Here is a 17,614-nt window from a genome sequence, read left to right on the forward strand (position 1 = left end):
GACGATCACGGCGGAACTGTCTTACTGGATGACCTGGATGACCTTCCGGGTGGAAGGTTCGACGCTCACGCGCTCATCGTTGACGATGGCGTAGGCATAGCCAGTTTCGTCGGGGATCGGCGTCACCACGACGGTGTCAGGAAGAGCCTGTCCGACAACGATCTTCTCCTTGACAACCACGCGTTCCTCGGGAGCAGGAGCCTTTTGGACGAAGGTGATTACCTTCTCCGACGGCATGGCCGACTGTGCAAATGCAACGCTCGAAGTCATAAGCGCGGCGGCGGCGATTGCTCCTCTGATATTCATGATGTTTCCTCCTTTTTGATGGACCGTTCCACCGGGAGGCCAAACCTTCTCACCGCGCACTCGTTCCAGACCCCGGACCTCAGTCCGGGGTCAATTCGACCTTAGTCCGATGCCTCTGCAATTCGCCGTTTGGAACGAAGGTCCGCCTCGTTCATCAGTTCGTCAAATGCTTCACGCGCGGCCATGACATTCGCTGGTTCAAGGGGATTGCCGTCCCCTAAAACCACTGGTGGCCGCGCCAGTGATGCAGGGGAGCGTCTGGGGCAGCGATCCGCGTTTTCGGCAGACTGACGCGCCATGATTTGGCCAGCGGCATGAGCTGCCCGCCAGACGCGCCGATGCCATGCAGGAAGATGACGAGGTGGTCGAGCGATGACATAACGATCCTGGAGGTTGCGGAATGGCCCGACGGCGCTCGACCTCAAGGAAGGGAGCAGTCGTCTCACCCCACACATAAGCCGTCACGCAGACGCCGGCGGATACCGCTGCGGAAGTCCACGTGATGACGGGTGGCAGATCGTAGATGGCGTACATGCAGCGCCTCCGCAAAGAAGAAAGGCTGGCCATACGCTCCCGGACACGGGGCCCGAAGCCGTTGAAGCGCCCTCTCAATTTCCCCACATCTGAGGAAACCTTCACGAATGGCTGTCATGGTAACGAGGATCAGGAAGACGCTGGCCGTGCAACAGCGTTCAGCGGCCTTCGAACGCACGAACAAGATTGTAGCAGACGCCGCAAAAGAAGAGCGGCATCTCCGGGAGGAGAGCGAGCGACTTTGCAAACTGAGGTTGGCTGCTTTGAATGCGAGGGAATGAACCACAGATCTCGTGCAACGAAGCTGCTTGTCGATCAGGCGGGGCACTGCGACCGACAGGCCGCTCTCCGGCTGTCACACCGCTGCCGCTGCCGATTGGAGAAGGCCCATGACGACCTCGGTTAATGCGGTCATACAGGCTGTCGATCCAAGGAGTCTGGCTGGAAGCTGTCGATCCAAGATCTAATCTCTTCGGAGGCACAATGGTAGAATACTGTTCGGCCGCATCTCCGCGTCCTGATCAGGCCGGCCTTGCGCAGCTCGCGAAGATGAGCGGTTGCAGTCGATCGGCTCCGGTCGCAAAGCCGAACAATCTGCTCGGCACGTAATTCGCCTTCCGATACCGCCTTAGCGAGCCTAAGCTTCAGGGGATGGGAAAGTAGCGCCCGGAACAAGGCGCGCTGATCGGGATTAATGTCGATCATCAAGATCCTGAAGGGAGGGACTGTAGTGGAGACCAGCCGGACAATCAACGGCGGAGAAGAACTCAAAGTTATCAAGCATCGCGTGGCTTTCAGAGCCCATCACCGCGACAGTCCAAAATTCGCGCTCTCCGCCGAAAAGGGATGAAACCATGACTATCTCGGTGCGGCTGCTGCCTCGTCGGCGAGCCCAGTAGAACTTTTCCGTTTCGAGCTCTGGTCGGTCCATACTATTCCTCCACGGAAGGACCGGAAATGGTACCGCCTGACTTTCAGATAGGGCGACTGCAGTCAATTGCCAGCGGAGATCGTACCGAAGATCGAAGTCGAGCTTAGCGGCTCGTCTTCCAGAGCGCTCTTTCGCCTGGATCAGCGCTTTCGTTGCGCAATTCTCTCAAGGTCGAGGCTACCAGTCCCACAAACATGGTCGCGATAAGGACTGTCAGTATTGTCAGAAGGGCGAACATTTTATTTCTCCAGCGTCCCATATGAATGAGCGCCATGTGAAAAAGTTCCGCGAGATCTCCGCGACGCGCGGATGCTGTCAGCGCTTCGATAAGGCGAAAATTCTTGCAGAGCCTAGCAGCGGCTCGCCGTCTGCCTGATTGCCCGCGCGTGCGCTCTGCTCGCCACAGTTTGTGGCGCGGGCGACTGAGAGCTCTTTTACCCTCGCCCCAGAGCGTGTTCCGGAAACGATCCGAAATTCACCGGAAACCGCGTCCTAATCATTCGTTCGCGGCGCGGTCTAATCCATCGATGCCCTCACCTGCGGGACATTGCTGTTAAGCAACTCGCTGCCGATGCCGGCTGGGACGTGTCGTGCAGCCGAAGCGTCGAGGCAGCACACAGATACGGTTTAAGACCAGAAGGAGCCTTTCTTCGAAATTGATTTTATCGAGAGAGATTGGGTGTGAGTTTCACCCTCACCCGGCGATCAGAAGCAGCACATAAGCGATGACGGTTACCATCAGTCCGCGAAACGCGAGTGTGACGCAACGATACTTGCCGCGCGCAATGGTGGAGAGAATATCGGCATTGTCGAGATATTCGGCGAAGAGATAGCGCTCGTCGCGCCGTGTCGCCGCGTCCCAGAAGAGCTGCCGGTGCTCGCCCCAGGTGCCCCAGAACAGCGAGGTGGACTTGGTGAGATGGCGCGGCAGCACCACCAGGATCGCTGACAGGATCGAGAAGACGGACGCCGCTGCAAGCAGACCGGAGAACAGAATGTGCTGCAGGTTTCCGTCGGCATAGCGCGTCCATGTAAAGACCGCGCGTACCTCGCTGGAGCTGACGAGAAAGGCAAGCATGAAGGTGAAGATGTAAGCCGCCTTCTGATCGGATATCTTGATCTGATCGTAGAAGATGTCGTTTATCTTCTTGATATGATCGAAATATTCCGATCCGATATCCTCTGTCGAAGGATCGCTCGTCATCAGTTCAGTCGCACTTTCGAAATCCGCCACGCACTTACCTCCGCCGCAAAGTGTTTCCCTGATATTACACTTCACAACCAAAGCAAGAGCATAAGTGGAACTCTGCTTGACTTTTGGCCACGCCAAAGACAAACGCCTTTCTATGAGGGGTAGATTTACGAATTCCATGTCCGCCGTGATGGCGTTGACTGTGGCGGCGTCTTTTGTTGCGCGGCCGGCAGCGGCCGACCCTGTTTTGCGCGCCGAACCGGCAGCCGGTTCCGTCATCGACCGCAAGATGGGCGAGGAAGTCCGCTTCGTCGATCTGTCGAACTGGCAGAATGTCGACCTGCACCAGGATCTGCTCGGCGGCGACGTGCTGCGCACCAATGCATCCGGCCAGCTCGCCATCCTCTTTGCCGACCGCACCCAGGTTCGCCTCGGCCGCAATTCGGCGCTGCAGGTCAAGAAGATGGCGCGCGACGGCGACACGATCCTCAACCTGCAATCCGGTACCATGTGGGCCCGCGCCCAGCGCGGCGGCACGGGGCTGACGGTCGAGACCCCGGCTGCGGCCGCCGCTATCCGCGGCACGGACTGGACGCTGACCGTCAAGGGCGACCAGACCTCGCTGATCGTGCTCGAGGGACAGGTCGAGCTGAAGAACGACTATGGCAGCGTCCAGGTGGCGGAGGGCGAAGGCGCCGTCGCCACAATCGGCCAGGCGCCGCGCAAGCTCGTCATCGTCACGCCGGATGATCGCGAGCAGATGCTCTTCTATCTGACGCTGCGCAGCGGCTTCACCTTCATGCCCGCCTCGCCGCTTCCGGTGCAGAAGATGCGCAGCGAGCGCGGCCGCATCGAGGCCAAAGCGCCCGGCGCCCGCAACGCCGAGGACTGGCTGACGCTTGCCGAAGTGCAGCTCTCGCTCGATGGCCGCAGGAAAGCGCTGGAATCCTTGGCGCAGGCCCGCGCCTCCCGTCTCTCGGCCTCCCAGCGCGCCCGCGCCGATCTCATCGAGGCGCTGATCGCCGGTGCCGAGAAGCGCTATGACGATGCGGCAAAACTCTTTGCCAGCGCCGAACGCTCCCTCGATCCGCTGCGCCGCGGCATCGCCGCTTACGGCGGCTATTACGCCCGGTCGCTCCGCGATCCCTCCCGAAACGAGAAGCCGCCGGCGAGCGTCACCGGCCCCTACGCCGCGGTGATGAAGGCCTATACGGCAGGCTTCCTCGAAGACATCCCGGCAGCGATCGCCACGATGAAGCAAGCCGAAGCGCGCTACCCTGACGACTCGACGCTTCCGGCGCTGCGCGCCCAGCTCGCGCTTCTGATCAACGACCGCGTCCAGATGCAAGATGCCATCGCCCGCTCGCTTGCGATCGACCCGCAGGATCCGAACGCCCTGCAGGCCCGCGCCCGCATGCGCGCAGATTATCAGGGCGATCTCGAAGGCGCTCTCGCCGACTTGAACGCAGCGATCGAAGTGGCGCCCGGCTCATCCATGGCCTGGAACGACCTCGGTCTGCTGCAGGATGCCCGCGGCGCCTCGCGCGAAGCCGAAGCCGCGCTGAAGAAAGCGATCGAGCTCGATCCCGACGATCCGATCGGCCACGCCAATCTGGCAATTCTCTATCTCGACCAATCGCGGATGAAGGAAGCCAAGCACGAGATCGACCTCGCGCTCGCCGCCGACCCGGCCTTCGACATCGCCCTTCTCGCCCGCGGCCGCTACTATCTGCAGATGGGCGAGATGGACAAGGCGATCGACGATCTGCTCGCATCCTCGACCGCCAATCCGGCGCATTCGCAGGCGCAGCTGATGCTCGCCGCCGGCCACTACGAAAAAGGCGACCGCGTCCTCTCGGAACAAGCGCTGGATAATGCCGACCGGCTGGACAAGAATGATCCGGTGATCTCGTCCTTCCGCACCGCCGTCGCGATCGACGACTACGATCCGGACGGCGCGCTTGAGAACGCCCAGGAATTCCTGCGCCGCTCCAAGGCCCGCGGCGGCCATTACGGCTCGCTCGGCGCCAATCAGGATGCCGGCTCGACGCTGAACAACGCCTTCCGCCTGCGCGGCCTCAACGCCTGGGGCCGCTACTATGGCGATGCCGTCTTCGACCCCTTCGCCGGCAGCGGCTATGTCGACCAGTCGATCCGCGGCAATATCCGCCCCTTCGCCAATACCGAAATCTTCGACGACGAGATCGATCTCTACAAGCTGAACTCGAACAGCTTCTCGGCGCTCTTGCAGGGTCTGCTGCTCGATCCGCACATGCTGTCCGGCCGCTCCCGCTCTGCCAACCTCCTGCGGCGGCCTTTTCTTGAAGGGTCGCTTGGCGCGGGCTTTATCAATTCGGCTGGCGAGACGAAGCCGACGGGTGAAGCGGAACTGCAGGGTTTTGCCAATGCCCCGTTCCCGGTGAGCGGGTATCTGAACTTGACGTGGGTGCAGACGCCGTATGGCGGCGATTATGGTCCGTTCCTGACCAGTCCCGCAATTTTCAGTGGCCCAGGCAGCTTTGACGGAGACATTCGTAATTTGTCCGGCAACGGATATCTGACCGCGACGCCCAATCCGGACGACCGCTTTGTTCTCTACGCCAATCACTCCGACAGCCGGCTGGATCAGTCAATCAGCTTCCCCACTGTGGGCTACACTGAGAGCGACGACATCGATACGAAGTCAACGGCGGCCGGTCTGGGCTGGAGCCACACATTCGGCGATCGCAATGTTGTCAATGCCGCATTCTTCTACACGAGTGCCGAACAAAACGTTGAACAGGAGCTCGTCGCTCCGCCGTTAGTGCGCATCGCCGACAGCGTGCAGCGCAACTATGTGGCAGCGATCAATCATCTGTATGGCGTCGAAGATCTGACCTGGCGCTACGGCATCGAGGGCGGCTTTGCCGACGTAAGAGCTACCGACCCATTTTTCACTTCGGTCGATGAGCGGATCGGCATCGGTCGGGTCTATGTCGATCTGCTTCACGAGATTACCCCAAGCCTCAAGGCGGAATACGCGCTTTTCGGCACAGTCATGGACGGCGGCTCGACGGATGTCGCGAGACTGGAGCCGCGTTTCGGCGTCGCCTGGGCACCGCTCGACGGTCAATGGCTGCGAGCGGCCTTCATGCGCCAGAGCTACGACATGGGCTCGCCGACCTTGTCACCGATCGGTGTCGTCGGTATTCAGTCCAATCAACCCTATTCCGGCATTGACGGCTATACGGACACGATCGCGCTCCAATGGGATGCGCAGTGGACCGATAGGCTGTTCACCAGCATCGAATACCAACATCAGGAAATTCGCGACCTCGATCTGGCCTATCCGGTAGCGGGTCCCTTTCTGCCCTATCTGCCTGGTGGCCTCACCATCAGCAAGGCAAATATCGATCGTGTCAGCGCAACAGCCAACGTTGCGCTCGCCCACGGCTTCGGCGTTTCCGCAACTGTCGCCTATTCCCACTCCAAGAATGAAGATACGAGCAGCGCCGGCTTCGGTGATGCCCTGCCCTACATTCCCCAGAGGAGCGGTCAGCTCGCCCTCACCTGGGTCAACGAAGCGAACGTCAAGGCGACGGTCGCGGCAAACTACATCGGTGAACGCCAGGGCGACGGCGGCCTCGGTGGCGCAGATCGCCTTGACGACTACTGGACGCTCGACGCCAATCTCATATGGGAACCGCTCGACAAGCGTTTCGCCCTCGAAGCCTCTGCCTTCAATCTTCTCGACGAGGATTTCGAGGTTGCGCCCGGCGTGCCGGGCTGGGGGCGTGCGGTCAAGGGCAGCCTGAAGATCCGCTTCTGATGCGCTCCAATCCCCGCCAGTCCATCCGCGCTCCCGGCTGGCCGTTCAGCAGCCGGCCGGTCAGGCTTGCCGTGCTGGTGCTGGCGACGCTGGTGGCGATTTCGTTTCTATCGCGGCTGCCCGCGTGGTCGCTGCTCGAGCTCCGGAGCTTCGATTATCTGTCGACCGTCGACGATCCCCTTCCGCCCGAGGACGCGCCCGTCATCGTCGCGATCGACGAACCAGCGCTGGCGCAGATCAACGCGCAATGGCCCTGGCCGCGCCGCCTGCATGCCGACCTGATCAAGGAGCTGCGGGCCGCCGGCGCCAAGGCGATCGGTCTCGACATCATTATGGCCGAGCCCTCGTCTCCCGAGAATGACGCGGCAATCACCGCAGCCTCCCTACCCGATCTGGTGCTCGCCGGTGATGAAACGCTGATCCAGTCGCCGCAGGCCGACCAGCTGATCCGCACCACGCCGATGCCGCAGTTCACGGCCGCCGGTGCCAGAACCGGCATCGCCTCGATCGAGCTTGGCGGCGACGGCACCTTCCGCACCATTCCCGCCTATCGCGACGGCTTTGCCGTGATGCTGGCGGCCGCCGCGGGAAAGGCGGCTGCGATGCCGCCCGCGGGCGCAATGATCCAGTCCTTCGGCCCGGCCCGCAGCTACCCGACGGTCTCCTATTATCAGGCGCTCGATCCGCCGACTTTCCTGCCCCCTGATTTCTTCAGGAATCGCGTTGTGCTCGTCGGCCTCAGCCTGCAGAACGCACCCGAGATCGACAAGGGCGGCGCCGATACCTTTGCGACACCCTATACCGTCCACACCGGCAAGCTGGTGGCTGGCGTCGAGATCCAGGCAACGATCTACGACAATATCGTCCATCGCTTCTATATCGCCAGGGGCGCGCTGCCGCTGGTGGCACTGGCGATCCTCGTCGCGGCGATCCTCGCGGCGGCAACGGTCTGGCGCTCCACCAGCTGGCTGACGCTCGCAGCCGCGATTGCCGCGATCGGTGTCTTCGCTGCCGCAAGCTTCGCCGGCATCCGCTTCGGCCATGTCTTCGTCTCGCCACTCGGCCCGTCGATCGCCTATATCGCCGTCGCCTTCGGCCAGGCTGCCTTCGACTTCGCCGAGGAGCGGCGCAACAAGCAGCAGATCACCCGCGCCTTCTCGCAATATATCTCGCCGGAACTCGTCAAGCGGCTGACGGAAGACCCCTCGCAGCTGAAGCTCGGTGGCGAGCGGCGCACGCTCTCGGTGCTGTTTTCGGATGTGCGCGGCTTCACGACCATCGCCGAGACGATGAAGGACGATCCGGAGCAGCTAACGACACTGATCAACCGGCTACTGACGCCGCTGTCCGAAGTGGTGATGAACCATGGCGGCACGATCGACAAATATATGGGCGATTGCATCATGGCCTTCTGGAACGCCCCACTCGACGACCCCGATCATGCCATGCATGCCGTCACCGCATCGCTGGCGATGCAGGAGGAGATCACCAAGCTCAATCGCGAGCTGGAAGCCGAAGCCAAGGCCTTTGGTACGCCGCTGCATGTGCTGAAGATGGGCGTCGGCATCAATACCGGCGAATGCGTCGTCGGCAATATGGGCTCCACCCGCCGCTTCGACTATTCCTGCCTCGGCGACAGCGTCAACCTTGCCTCACGGCTGGAGGGCGCCTCGAAGAATTATGGCGTCGCGCTTCTGCTCGGCGAGACCACGGCATTCCTGGTCAGCGGCAGATACACGATCGCCGAGCTCGACCGCGTCATCGTCAAGGGCAAGACCGTCCCTGCCCCTGTCTTCACCATTCTGCACCGGGCCAATGACGATGCGCTCGCCGCCCACGCGCTGTTCCTGCAGGCGAAATATGCCGGCGAACTGGTCGAGGACGATCCCCGCTTCGACGTGATGGCGGCGATGATCCCGGAACTTTCGGGCTATTACGCTCTTATGCGATTTACTTCGACTTGAGCCGTAGAGCAGACAGCGGCCCAAACATCGCCGCGCAACGCGAATGCCGGGACCGGCTTCTTCCTGAAAGAACAAATCGGGGGGGTGGCCATACCGTCATTGCCGCTCTCTGGTCTCCTGAGCTGCTCGATTTGTTTCATAAATCAGACTATGGTCCGACCCAGCTGAAAAGCATGGACAGCGCACGCTCGCTAGTGCAACCGTTGCACACCAACTCTCCAGGAAAGTCATGCCGAAAATTCCCGCTATTCCCTCTCATATCGATGTTGCCGTCGGAACCCGTGTACGAACCCGCAGAAAGCTTCTCGGCATGTCACAGACCAGCTTAGCCGACAAGTTGGACATCACATTTCAACAGGTCCAGAAGTACGAAAAGGGCACAAACAGGATCGGCTCCAGCCGTCTGCAGCAGATTGCCAATATTCTTGGGACGACTCCAGCCTGGCTCTTTGGCGAAGAGGAGGAAAACCGACACGGGGCGGTCGGGTCATCTGCGATAGAAGACATGATTGGAACAGCTGAAGGTATTGCGTTGAACCAGGCGTTCATCAGGATCAAAGATGCCGGCGTGAGACGCTCGTTGATAGCGCTGGTAAAGACCCTTGCCAGCAATGACGACGAGTGACATGCGCAGGCTCGCACGACCTCGAGAGAACCATAAGCCTGACCTGCGATGCCAGCTGCGACGTGCTTGACAACCGCGACTGGAGAACTCCAGCGACGCGATCAGCCTAAGTCGAGCGATCCAGATACCAGGCTTGGTAGTCATCGCACGCGCCCTCGAATTCCTTCGAGTGTTCCAGCAGGGAATGAGCTGTCATTGCAGTGAGAGCTTACACCTGGTTAGGCGTCATCGAAGGCGGCAGAGCATTTCCAGGAAGGAGGATGGCTGCATGCGTCGGCTTGCGGCGCCGGATGCTGACCTCACCTGCTCAACGGCAATATCTTTAAGCTCAGTCATACCGTGGTCCCCGACGGATGTCCGGATCCAGCGGTCGACCTACTCGCCACGGCCACGCCGTGCAGGGTCGAACCACTCTCCACCGAATTTCGACATGAATGCAGAAGCTCCCGCTCGCGTGGCGAAACAATGGATATTGAAAATCTGCCCGTTGGACGTCACCGATGGGATGACACTGCAGCGTAACAGACGGTTGCAGTAAAGCGCTTGCTCGTCTGCCAAACTGCCTTCCGACAATGCTTTCAAGAGCGCGATCTGATGAGGCCAGCCCCGATTGATTGTCGATAGAGTCAGCTTCTTCGCCACATCGCACTCCCTTGAGTATCGGCAAGTCCAGTTGACATATATCCCAGAAAGAACAAAATGGGAACATAAGATTTTCCAATGAAGCTTGGCTGCCTCTGGGGCCCACGGCAACAGCACAAGGAAGAACGCAATGAGTGACCTCGACCGTCCCACGCTGCAGCGTGCCCCTACCCTCGTCGCCCGCAAATGCAGTTGTGGGGATTGGGCGGGGTTCGGCTTCGGGAAAGGCGAGCGTGAGGAATGGTGGTGTTGGAGCCACTATCCCTACAAGACTTCTGCACGGATGGAAGCCGCTGAGATCGCCGACGCCCTTTCGTCGAAGGTAGCGTAGAAGTACCTACGCTGAGAACCGATGGAAGCTCGCGACAAGGTTGGGGCGCCAGTTGGTGAGACCTGCTCCCTGTCATTCCAACGCTGAGAAATCGAATGGCTTTGCAGATGCCGCCGCGGTGTAGATTGCTCCTGATGCCTGGACACCGCCCGCGCTCCAGAACGTCCACCTTCGTTGTTGGCGATCGAGACCGCCGCCCGGATCGCTCTCGTTGAATGTGAGTATGATTTCAGAGAAAATGACAAATCTCCAGGGATCGCCTTTAGCCAGTCTGATTTTCGCTTTGGCGCGACCCTCAAGATGCTCGATTTCTTCGCGCACCTCGGCGAGCGCTGTCCATATCTGGAAGGCTTTGCTGAAGAGAGCTGACCCATAGGGGCTCAACGCCTTCGCCAGTTTGCACAAACAGACGAACGCCGTGGGGATTCTCGAGCTGGCGGATTACCCGCCGATAGCGCTAGCTGGGAAATGTTCAGCTCATTGCCAGCAGCTGAGATTGCGAGGCAGATAGGCGACTTTCACAGATCATGTCCCAAAGGATCAACTTCAGCAACGGTTCTGATTTCACCGGCCAGACTACCCTTGGCAAAGGCGATGCGCCCGCGCTGCAGGTACTCGATCGGACCAAGGCACACCACCTCCTTAAACCTTGCGGCGAAACTCGCCCGAAACTGTCGCGTGGCTCGACCTGACGCAATGCACAATTCAATCGTTCGCGAAGCACTGTTTGCGCCCGCGAGATAATACCAGTATATATCCAGTGAATTTTCTTGAGTCCTCCTTCGGCAGATTTCCCATGGCAGACAATCAGGTCATCGATGCAATCGGGACGTCCCTCGATCAGCTTCCGGCCGATATCCCGCTCTATAAGCGGCTGAAGCTGGCAATCGAGGAGGCGATCCAGACGCAGGCCTTTCAATCCGGTAGCGTCCTGCCTGGTGAGCGGGTGATTGCGACGTCTTTCTCGCTCTCCCGCGTAACGGTGCGCAAAGCTTTGGCGCTTCTGGAAGAAGAGGGGCTTCTCAATCGGCGCCACGGCTTCAAGACCGAAATCGGCTCGCGCGTCGAGAAGTCGCTTTCGACGCTCACCAGCTTTTCCGAGGACATTCGCGCCCGGGGCCAAGTGCCTGGATGTATTTGGATCGCGAAGCAGATAACCCGGGCCTCTTCCACCGAGATGATGGCCCTCGGCATTGCCGGAAATGCCAATGTGATCAGGATGAAGCGGGTTCGAACCGCGAACGGACTGCCGATCGCATTGGAGACGTCGATCGTTCCCGTTCGCTTCGTGCCCTCACCTGACCTGATCGGCCAGTCGCTCTACGAAGTGCTGGAAGCGCGAGGGTTCATGCCGGAACGCGCGATCCAGCGTATGCGCTCGCGAGCAGCGACCCCTGAAGACGCCGACCATCTTCACTGCGAGGCGGGCTCACCTCTCCTGGTGACCGAGCGGCGTTGTTATCTGGCGGATGGCCAGACCGTCGAACTGTGCGAAACCCGCTACAAGGGCGACGTGTATGACTTCGTCTTCGAATTGCAGCGATAATACCAGTCATTAACTGGTTGCCATCTGGTATTTTCCATCTATCGTGATGTCCGAAATGGAGCATCCCGTGAAGCGCGAAGACATCAGAAACAGCCTCATCGTTTCCTGCCAGCCGGTGCCCGACGGCCCGATGGACGATGCGCGCTTCGTCATCGGCTTTGCAAATGCGGCTGCCGCTGCCGGTGCCAAAGCAGTGCGCATTGAATCCGTCGCCTATGTGAAGGCCGCCCGGCCGCATGTGAAGCTTCCAATTATCGGCATCGTCAAGCGCGATCTCGACGACAGCCCGGTCCGCATCACGCCCTTTATTGCGGATGTCGAGGCGCTGGCGGATGCGGGCGCCGATGTCATCGCTTTCGACGCGACAGATCGCACGCGTCCGGCACCTGTCGAAGCGCTGGTGACTGCGGCGAAGGCCAGGGGCAAGCTGACGATGGCAGATTGCTCCTCGCTCGAAGACGCCAGGCGCGCGCTCGCCGCCGGTGTCGATTTTGTCGGCACGACCCTGTCAGGTTATGTCGGCGGGCCGGAGCCGATCGAGCCCGACATCGCCTTGATTTCGGCAATACGCGCGTTGACGCCTTACGTCATCGCCGAGGGCCGTATCCGCACACCGGAACAGGCGGCGCAGGCAGCGGATGCAGGCGCGCTCGCCGTGGTCGTCGGCTCCGCCATCACCCGCACCGAGCATGCGACGGCCTGGTTTCATCAAGCGATCGACGCGGCCTTCTCGGCGCGCGAGGATGCAGGCAAGCCGGTGCTGGCGATCGATATCGGCGGGACGAAGACAATGGTCGCCCTCGTCGAACAGGACGAGGTGCTGGAAGAGCGCGTCGTCCGCACGCGGCGCGAAGAAGGTCCCGACGCCTGGCTGGACGCAATCGCTGCGGAAACCGCCGGGTGGGCCGGTCACTTCGCCCGTGCCGGTATCGCCGTGACCGGCTTCGTCGAAGACGGCAACTGGTCGGCGCTCAATCCGGCAACCCTTGGAATTCCCGATAACTATCCGCTGGTGGCGCGCGCAGAGAAGCGTCTCGGCGTACCCGTCATCGCCATCAACGATGCGCAGGCCGCCGCCTGGGGCGAATATCGTTTCGGCTCCGGACGCGGCGAGGATATCGTCTTCCTGACGATCTCGACCGGCATCGGCGGCGGCATCGTCATCGATGGCAGGCTCGCCTCCGGTCTTGCCGGGCATTTCGGGCTGACCCGCAGTCCGTCGCAGGGCGTGGAGCCTCTGGAAGACATGACATCCGGCCTCTGGATCGCCGCACAGGCGAAAGCGGCCGGCCATGACGCCGACGCGGTGACGGTATTTGCCGAGGCAGAAAAGGGCGCTGCCTGGGCGAAGGAGATCGTCGAGCGGTCCGCGCTGCGCGTTGCCCTGCTTTGCAGCGATATCAAACTGATGCTCGATCCGAAGCGGATCGTCATCGGCGGCGGTATCGGCCTTGCCCCCGGCTATCTCGATCAGGTGCGGTCGCAGCTTGGCGGTTTGAGTTCCCGCATCACTCCCAACCTCGTCGCGGCAGAACTCGGCAGCCGCGCAGGCATTATCGGCGCCGCGGATCTGGCGCGCAGCAGGGCATGAAGACCACCGGATAATCACGAAAACAAAGAAAGGGAACAAAAATGAAAATGCAGAAGATAATCGCTCCGGCTCTCGCCGCGCTTCTTTCGAGCGCCGCCCTGCCGGGACTTGCCAATGCCACCGTCACCGTCCTCGGCTGGCCTGGCGGTTCCGAGGAGACGGCGCTGCGCGCCACCGTCGAGGTCTATAACAAGACCGCCTCCGACGCCGACAAGGTGGAGCTGCTGTTCTTCAACCGTGACGGCTTCTTCGACAAGCTGCAGGCCGACATGGCCGCCGGTTCGACCGCCTTCGACATCAACCTCGTCGCAACCTACTCGATCGGCCGCTACGCGCCTTATATGGAGCCGGTCGATCTCGGTGCCGATGCGGCCAAGGTGTTCGGCGATTCCGTCCTGAAAACCATGCAGTTCGACGGCAAGCAGTATGGCGTTCCGACCGACCTGTCGCTGCACTTCATGTATTACCGCAAGGATCTCATCGACGCCCTGATGAAGGACGACGCCGCGAAGAAGACCTATGCCGAGCTCGCCAAGAAGGTGCTCGGCAAGGATCTGCAGCCGAAGGACCCGGACAGCTGGACCTGGGACGACTGGGCGGCGACCGCGCTCTACTTCTCCAAGCAGGCCAATCCCGACAGCCCCGTGCGCTATGGCACCGTGCTGCAGATGAAGAACCTGCTGTTCAACATGATGGTGTTCCAGTCCCTGCCCCGTTCCTACGGCGGCGACTGGATGGATGCCAGCGGCAACGTGACGGTCGATTCCGACGCCTACAAGACTGCGCTGCAGCTCTATAAGACGCTCTACGATGCCGGCGCTTCGCCGAAGGACTCGCTGAGCTACGAATATCCGGAAACCAACGCCGCCTTCGCAGCCGGCCAGGCTGCAACCGCGCTGCAGTGGAATGCCGCCGCCGCCGACCTCACCAGCGCCGAGAAGTCGCCGGCCGTCGACGACGTGACGGGTATCGTCGCGCCGCCGGCCGGGCCGAACGGCCGCGCCGATCACATCCACGGTCTTGGTCTTGGCCTCAACAAGAATGCCAAGAACAAGGAGGGTGCCGTCAAGTTCCTGAAATGGTTGGCGACCGAGGATGCAGCCCTGACCTATGCGAAGAGCGGCGGCTCACCGGCGCTGACGCCTGAGGTCGTGGCGAAGGTCGCTTCCGAGCGCCCGGATCTCGTCAAGCTCGGCGAATTCGCCAGCAAGTACGGCTATGTCATGACCGGCGCCACCTCGGCCAATGCCCTCTCGGTCTACGAGCTGCAGGCCAAGGAGTTCACCGGCTACTGGTCGGGCCAGCAGAGCCTTGAGGATGCGCTTGCCCACACGAAGACGGGCATGCAGGATCTCCTCAAGAAGTAACCCTGATCCGGATGCCGGGTCATCCCGGCATCCCTCCCATCCGGCGGAGCGACATGGCTATAGTAACACGTGCCGAAGGCAGGGCTTACCTGACGCCGCTGGTCGGCTTCCTGCTGCTTTTTCTGGGCTTTCCGGCTCTCGTCAATCTGGTCTATTCGGTCTCGACGGTCGGATTCCAGAACCTGCGCAGCCCGGAACTCAGCGGGTTCGGCAATTACCTTGCCGTCGTGCAGGACCGCACCTTCTGGCAGGCGACCTTCTTTTCCTTCCGCTTCGGCATGGTGACCGCGGTCGCCGAATGCCTGATCGGCCTGTTTCTGGCAATCTTCCTGGCGCCGCTGCTTGCCAAGCGCTCGGCGCTGATGGCATCGCTGATGCTGCCGCTTATGGTCGCACCGGCGATGATCGGCCTGATGTACCGGCTCGTGCTGCACGAGTTCGCCGGCCCCGTGCCCTACTATCTCTTCATGTGGTTCGGCGACAGCCCGGCGTTCCTCGACGTCAACAACGCCTTCAAGACGCTCGTCGTCGTCGAGACGCTGCAATGGACCCCGTTCGCCTTCCTGCTCTTCTACGTCGCCTATTCGGCAATCCCGCTCGATGTCCGCGAGGCAGCTTCGCTCGACGGCGCCTCGGCGTGGCGCATCCTCTGGTGGATCGATCTGCCGCTGATGATGCCGACGCTCGTCATCGCCTTCTTCATCCGCTTCATCGATGGTTTCCGCGTCTTCGACAATGTCTATGCGCTGACCGGCAGCGGCGCCGGGGGCTCCACGACGTCGCTGTCGATCTACATCTATCAGGCCTTCTTCAAGGATGGTTCGATCGGCAAGGCGGTGGCGGCCTCAGTCGTCCTCTTCATCGCCTCGCTTGCCGTTCTCTACGGGCTGAACTGGCTCGCCGGCCGCAGGAGGAAGGCAGCATGATCAACGCGCTTCGCTGGATCGTCTTCGCGGTTGCCGCCGTTGCGATGAACTTCCCGATCATTGTCACCCTGGTCACCTCGTTCAAGAGCGCACGTGAACTCTCGAGCAATGCCGGCCTCTGGATCAACCAGCCGACGCTCGCGAATTACGCACGCATCCTCACCGAGACGGACCGCTTCAATATTTATGCCTATCTCCTGAACAGCACAATCGCTGCGACCCTCGGCACGGCGCTCGCCATCGCCCTCTGCCTGCCGGCCGCCTATGCCATCGCCCGCAGCGAAGTCGGCCGGCGGATCATGATGCCGCTGGTGATCAACCTGCGCGCCGTACCGCTGATCATCTTCGCCATCCCGCTCTACATGATGTACCAGTGGCTCGGGCTGCTCGACACCCAGCTCGGCCTTGGCCTGATCCTGACGATCGTCAACATCCCGCTCGCCCTCGTCATGCTGGTCAATGCCATCAACGACGTGCCGCTTGAACTCGACGAAGCCGCCCGCATCGACGGCGCCTCCTCGTTCCAGGCAATGGTCAGCATCATCACGCCCGTCATCCGCCCGGCACTCGTCACCGCCTTCATTTTCGGTTTCATCACCGCCTGGAACGAGTTCCTCTTCGGCCTGATGCTGACAACGAACAAGGCCGTACCGATGACCGTCGGCGCCTCCTTCTTCTTCGCCGCCAGCGGCGGCGGCGTACAATGGGGCGTCGCCTCGGCGGTCATGGCGCTCGGCGCGCTGCCACCTGCTCTGCTCGGACTGCTGATGTATCGGCAGATATCGGGTTCGATGACGGCGGGTGCCGTCAAGGGCTGACGGTGCCTGATGTCGATGATGGTGCCCGCGCAGACCTGTCCATAATTCCGGAAAATCAGCATTACCCATTCGACAGCCTTTGGAGACGGTCGCAGCACATCATGGCGAGTGGCAAGCGCGTCAAGATTCTTTCCTGAATCGCGAGACCACATCTTTCGTCGCGAGCCATCGTGCTGCGAAGGTTCGTGTCTTCACGATTTTTTTGCAAGACTACTGAGGCGTGCTGATTAGCTCTGCCATTCGAGGACGGACCTGCAGAAGCTTACTGGTAACGACACCGGTGCGCACCGATGCTACCGCTTTGCTGCGTTGCCATTCCTGACGTGCCATGCGATTACCGCGGATAGGTGTGCTCTTTGATCACGCTGTTGAGACGCCTCTGTATCGGCGGCCCCACGTCAGACGTCACATGCCGAGTTTGCTTGCGTACAACGGCCAATCTGGGTGTATTACGGGAAATAAATAAGGTCTCGTGGCCAGCTCTCAGACATGGGCAATTCAGAGTTACAGAAGCCGCTTTGGCGACCGCGGCCTCGCTCGTTTCGAGGTCCTTGGACGCGATAGTGATCGCAGCTTGATCAGGTCTCTTGCGCGCACGGAAGCAGCTAACCTACGCACAGTCGTGAGCGAAACGCTCCCGGTGAGCCGCCAAAGAGGGGCGGGATTCTCGCGGCGCTGCGTCGAGCCCGCTCGCCCGAGTAAGGTCGTGAGCTCGATCTGTAATGCGCGCTCTGCTCGACACGAACATTCTGAGCAATATCACGAAGCCACAAACGTTATAGTTGCTTTCGACATGGATGGCCGAGCGAGCTGATACTGATTTATTGGTCGCATCCCTCACCGTCGTCCTCCGTTCGACGAAGGCCGATCTCATCTGGGGAGAACTGATGGCACAGGGAAAGGCAACCGGCCCCCCGCGAAGTGCCATGGATACCATCGTGGCCGCCGTCGCTCAGGCCAACGGATGTAACGTTGTCACCGACAACGAGGGAGAGTTTCAAGGGATCGAAATTATCAAGCCTCGCAATCTGAA

Annotated in this window: 16 protein-coding genes and 1 pseudogene; 10 read left to right on the top strand and 7 right to left on the bottom strand. The window is 60.9% G+C overall.

Annotation, left to right across the window (positions count from 1 at the left end; translation table 11 throughout):
• Nucleotides 1–21: 21 nt before the first annotated feature.
• The 5 genes from ABIE40_RS27725 to ABIE40_RS27745 form a co-directional block, all read right to left on the bottom strand.
• A complete protein-coding gene (locus ABIE40_RS27725; RefSeq protein ID WP_199630025.1) occupies nt 22–306 on the bottom strand; it encodes a DUF1236 domain-containing protein in 285 nt (94 codons plus the stop codon).
• A gap of 217 nt (nt 307–523) precedes the next feature.
• Nucleotides 524–685 carry an alpha/beta hydrolase gene (locus ABIE40_RS27730; RefSeq protein ID WP_354541191.1) on the bottom strand — a complete coding sequence of 54 codons (162 nt, stop codon included), beginning with the start codon at nt 683–685 and terminating at the stop codon, nt 524–526.
• A 566-nt stretch (nt 686–1,251) separates the two neighbouring features.
• On the bottom strand, nt 1,252–1,545 hold the full coding sequence (locus ABIE40_RS27735) for an ArsR/SmtB family transcription factor (protein WP_148195336.1): 294 nt from the start codon (nt 1,543–1,545) through the stop codon (nt 1,252–1,254).
• Nucleotides 1,532–1,771 carry a hypothetical protein gene (locus tag ABIE40_RS27740; RefSeq protein ID WP_199630024.1) on the bottom strand — a complete coding sequence of 80 codons (240 nt, stop codon included), beginning with the start codon at nt 1,769–1,771 and terminating at the stop codon, nt 1,532–1,534. The genes ABIE40_RS27735 and ABIE40_RS27740 overlap by 14 nt, the downstream gene beginning before the upstream one ends.
• Nucleotides 1,772–2,465: 694 nt before the next feature.
• Nucleotides 2,466–3,005: a Pycsar system effector family protein gene (locus tag ABIE40_RS27745; RefSeq protein WP_354541003.1), complete on the bottom strand. Its 540-nt coding sequence runs from the start codon at nt 3,003–3,005 to the stop codon at nt 2,466–2,468.
• Between the two features lie 112 nt (nt 3,006–3,117).
• Here ABIE40_RS27745 and ABIE40_RS27750 point away from each other — a divergent pair, with 112 nt between their 5' ends.
• The 3 genes from ABIE40_RS27750 to ABIE40_RS27760 all read left to right on the top strand — a co-directional run bounded on the left by ABIE40_RS27750 (nt 3,118) and on the right by ABIE40_RS27760 (nt 9,360).
• Entirely contained in the window at nt 3,118–6,771 is a 3,654-nt protein-coding gene (locus ABIE40_RS27750) for a FecR domain-containing protein (RefSeq protein ID WP_502944785.1), read from the top strand.
• Nucleotides 6,771–8,735 carry a CHASE2 domain-containing protein gene (locus ABIE40_RS27755; RefSeq protein ID WP_354541192.1) on the top strand — a complete coding sequence of 655 codons (1,965 nt, stop codon included), beginning with the start codon at nt 6,771–6,773 and terminating at the stop codon, nt 8,733–8,735. Before ABIE40_RS27750 ends, ABIE40_RS27755 begins: the two co-directional genes overlap by 1 nt.
• A 229-nt stretch (nt 8,736–8,964) precedes the next feature.
• A complete protein-coding gene (locus ABIE40_RS27760) occupies nt 8,965–9,360 on the top strand; it encodes a helix-turn-helix domain-containing protein (protein WP_199628647.1) in 396 nt (131 codons plus the stop codon).
• Between the two features lie 375 nt (nt 9,361–9,735).
• On the opposite strand, the gene ABIE40_RS27765 is transcribed toward ABIE40_RS27760, so the two are convergent.
• A complete protein-coding gene (locus ABIE40_RS27765; RefSeq protein WP_130284492.1) occupies nt 9,736–10,002 on the bottom strand; it encodes a hypothetical protein in 267 nt (88 codons plus the stop codon).
• A gap of 130 nt (nt 10,003–10,132) precedes the next feature.
• Between ABIE40_RS27765 and ABIE40_RS27770 the strand changes: the two genes are divergently transcribed.
• Nucleotides 10,133–10,333 carry a hypothetical protein gene (locus ABIE40_RS27770; protein ID WP_130284494.1) on the top strand — a complete coding sequence of 67 codons (201 nt, stop codon included), beginning with the start codon at nt 10,133–10,135 and terminating at the stop codon, nt 10,331–10,333.
• A 72-nt stretch (nt 10,334–10,405) separates the two neighbouring features.
• Here ABIE40_RS27770 and ABIE40_RS27775 read toward each other — a convergent pair whose 3' ends face one another.
• Entirely contained in the window at nt 10,406–10,717 is a 312-nt protein-coding gene (locus tag ABIE40_RS27775) for a hypothetical protein (RefSeq protein WP_199628646.1), read from the bottom strand.
• Nucleotides 10,718–11,129: 412 nt separating this feature from the next.
• On the opposite strand from ABIE40_RS27775, the gene ABIE40_RS27780 reads away from it, so the two are divergent.
• The 6 genes and pseudogenes from ABIE40_RS27780 to ABIE40_RS27805 form a co-directional block, all read left to right on the top strand.
• Complete coding sequence (locus ABIE40_RS27780; protein ID WP_199628645.1) at nt 11,130–11,879, top strand: GntR family transcriptional regulator; 750 nt, start codon at nt 11,130–11,132, stop codon at nt 11,877–11,879.
• 46 nt (nt 11,880–11,925) lie between these two features.
• A complete protein-coding gene (locus tag ABIE40_RS27785; RefSeq protein WP_502944831.1) occupies nt 11,926–13,470 on the top strand; it encodes a putative N-acetylmannosamine-6-phosphate 2-epimerase in 1,545 nt (514 codons plus the stop codon).
• A gap of 41 nt (nt 13,471–13,511) precedes the next feature.
• Nucleotides 13,512–14,837: an extracellular solute-binding protein gene (locus tag ABIE40_RS27790; RefSeq protein ID WP_502944832.1), complete on the top strand. Its 1,326-nt coding sequence runs from the start codon at nt 13,512–13,514 to the stop codon at nt 14,835–14,837.
• A gap of 53 nt (nt 14,838–14,890) precedes the next feature.
• Entirely contained in the window at nt 14,891–15,763 is an 873-nt protein-coding gene (locus tag ABIE40_RS27795) for a carbohydrate ABC transporter permease (RefSeq protein ID WP_199628643.1), read from the top strand.
• The gene (locus ABIE40_RS27800) at nt 15,760–16,581 is read left to right on the top strand and encodes a carbohydrate ABC transporter permease (protein ID WP_148194770.1); all 822 of its coding nucleotides are present in this window, start codon (nt 15,760–15,762) and stop codon (nt 16,579–16,581) included. Before ABIE40_RS27795 ends, ABIE40_RS27800 begins: the two co-directional genes overlap by 4 nt.
• A 472-nt stretch (nt 16,582–17,053) precedes the next feature.
• Nucleotides 17,054–17,268: pseudogene (locus ABIE40_RS27805) on the top strand (hypothetical protein); the annotation flags it as partial.
• Between the last annotated feature and the right edge of the window lie 346 nt (nt 17,269–17,614).

This window comes from Rhizobium sp. OAE497 (assembly GCF_040546565.1).
Lineage (GTDB): Bacteria > Pseudomonadota > Alphaproteobacteria > Rhizobiales > Rhizobiaceae > Rhizobium.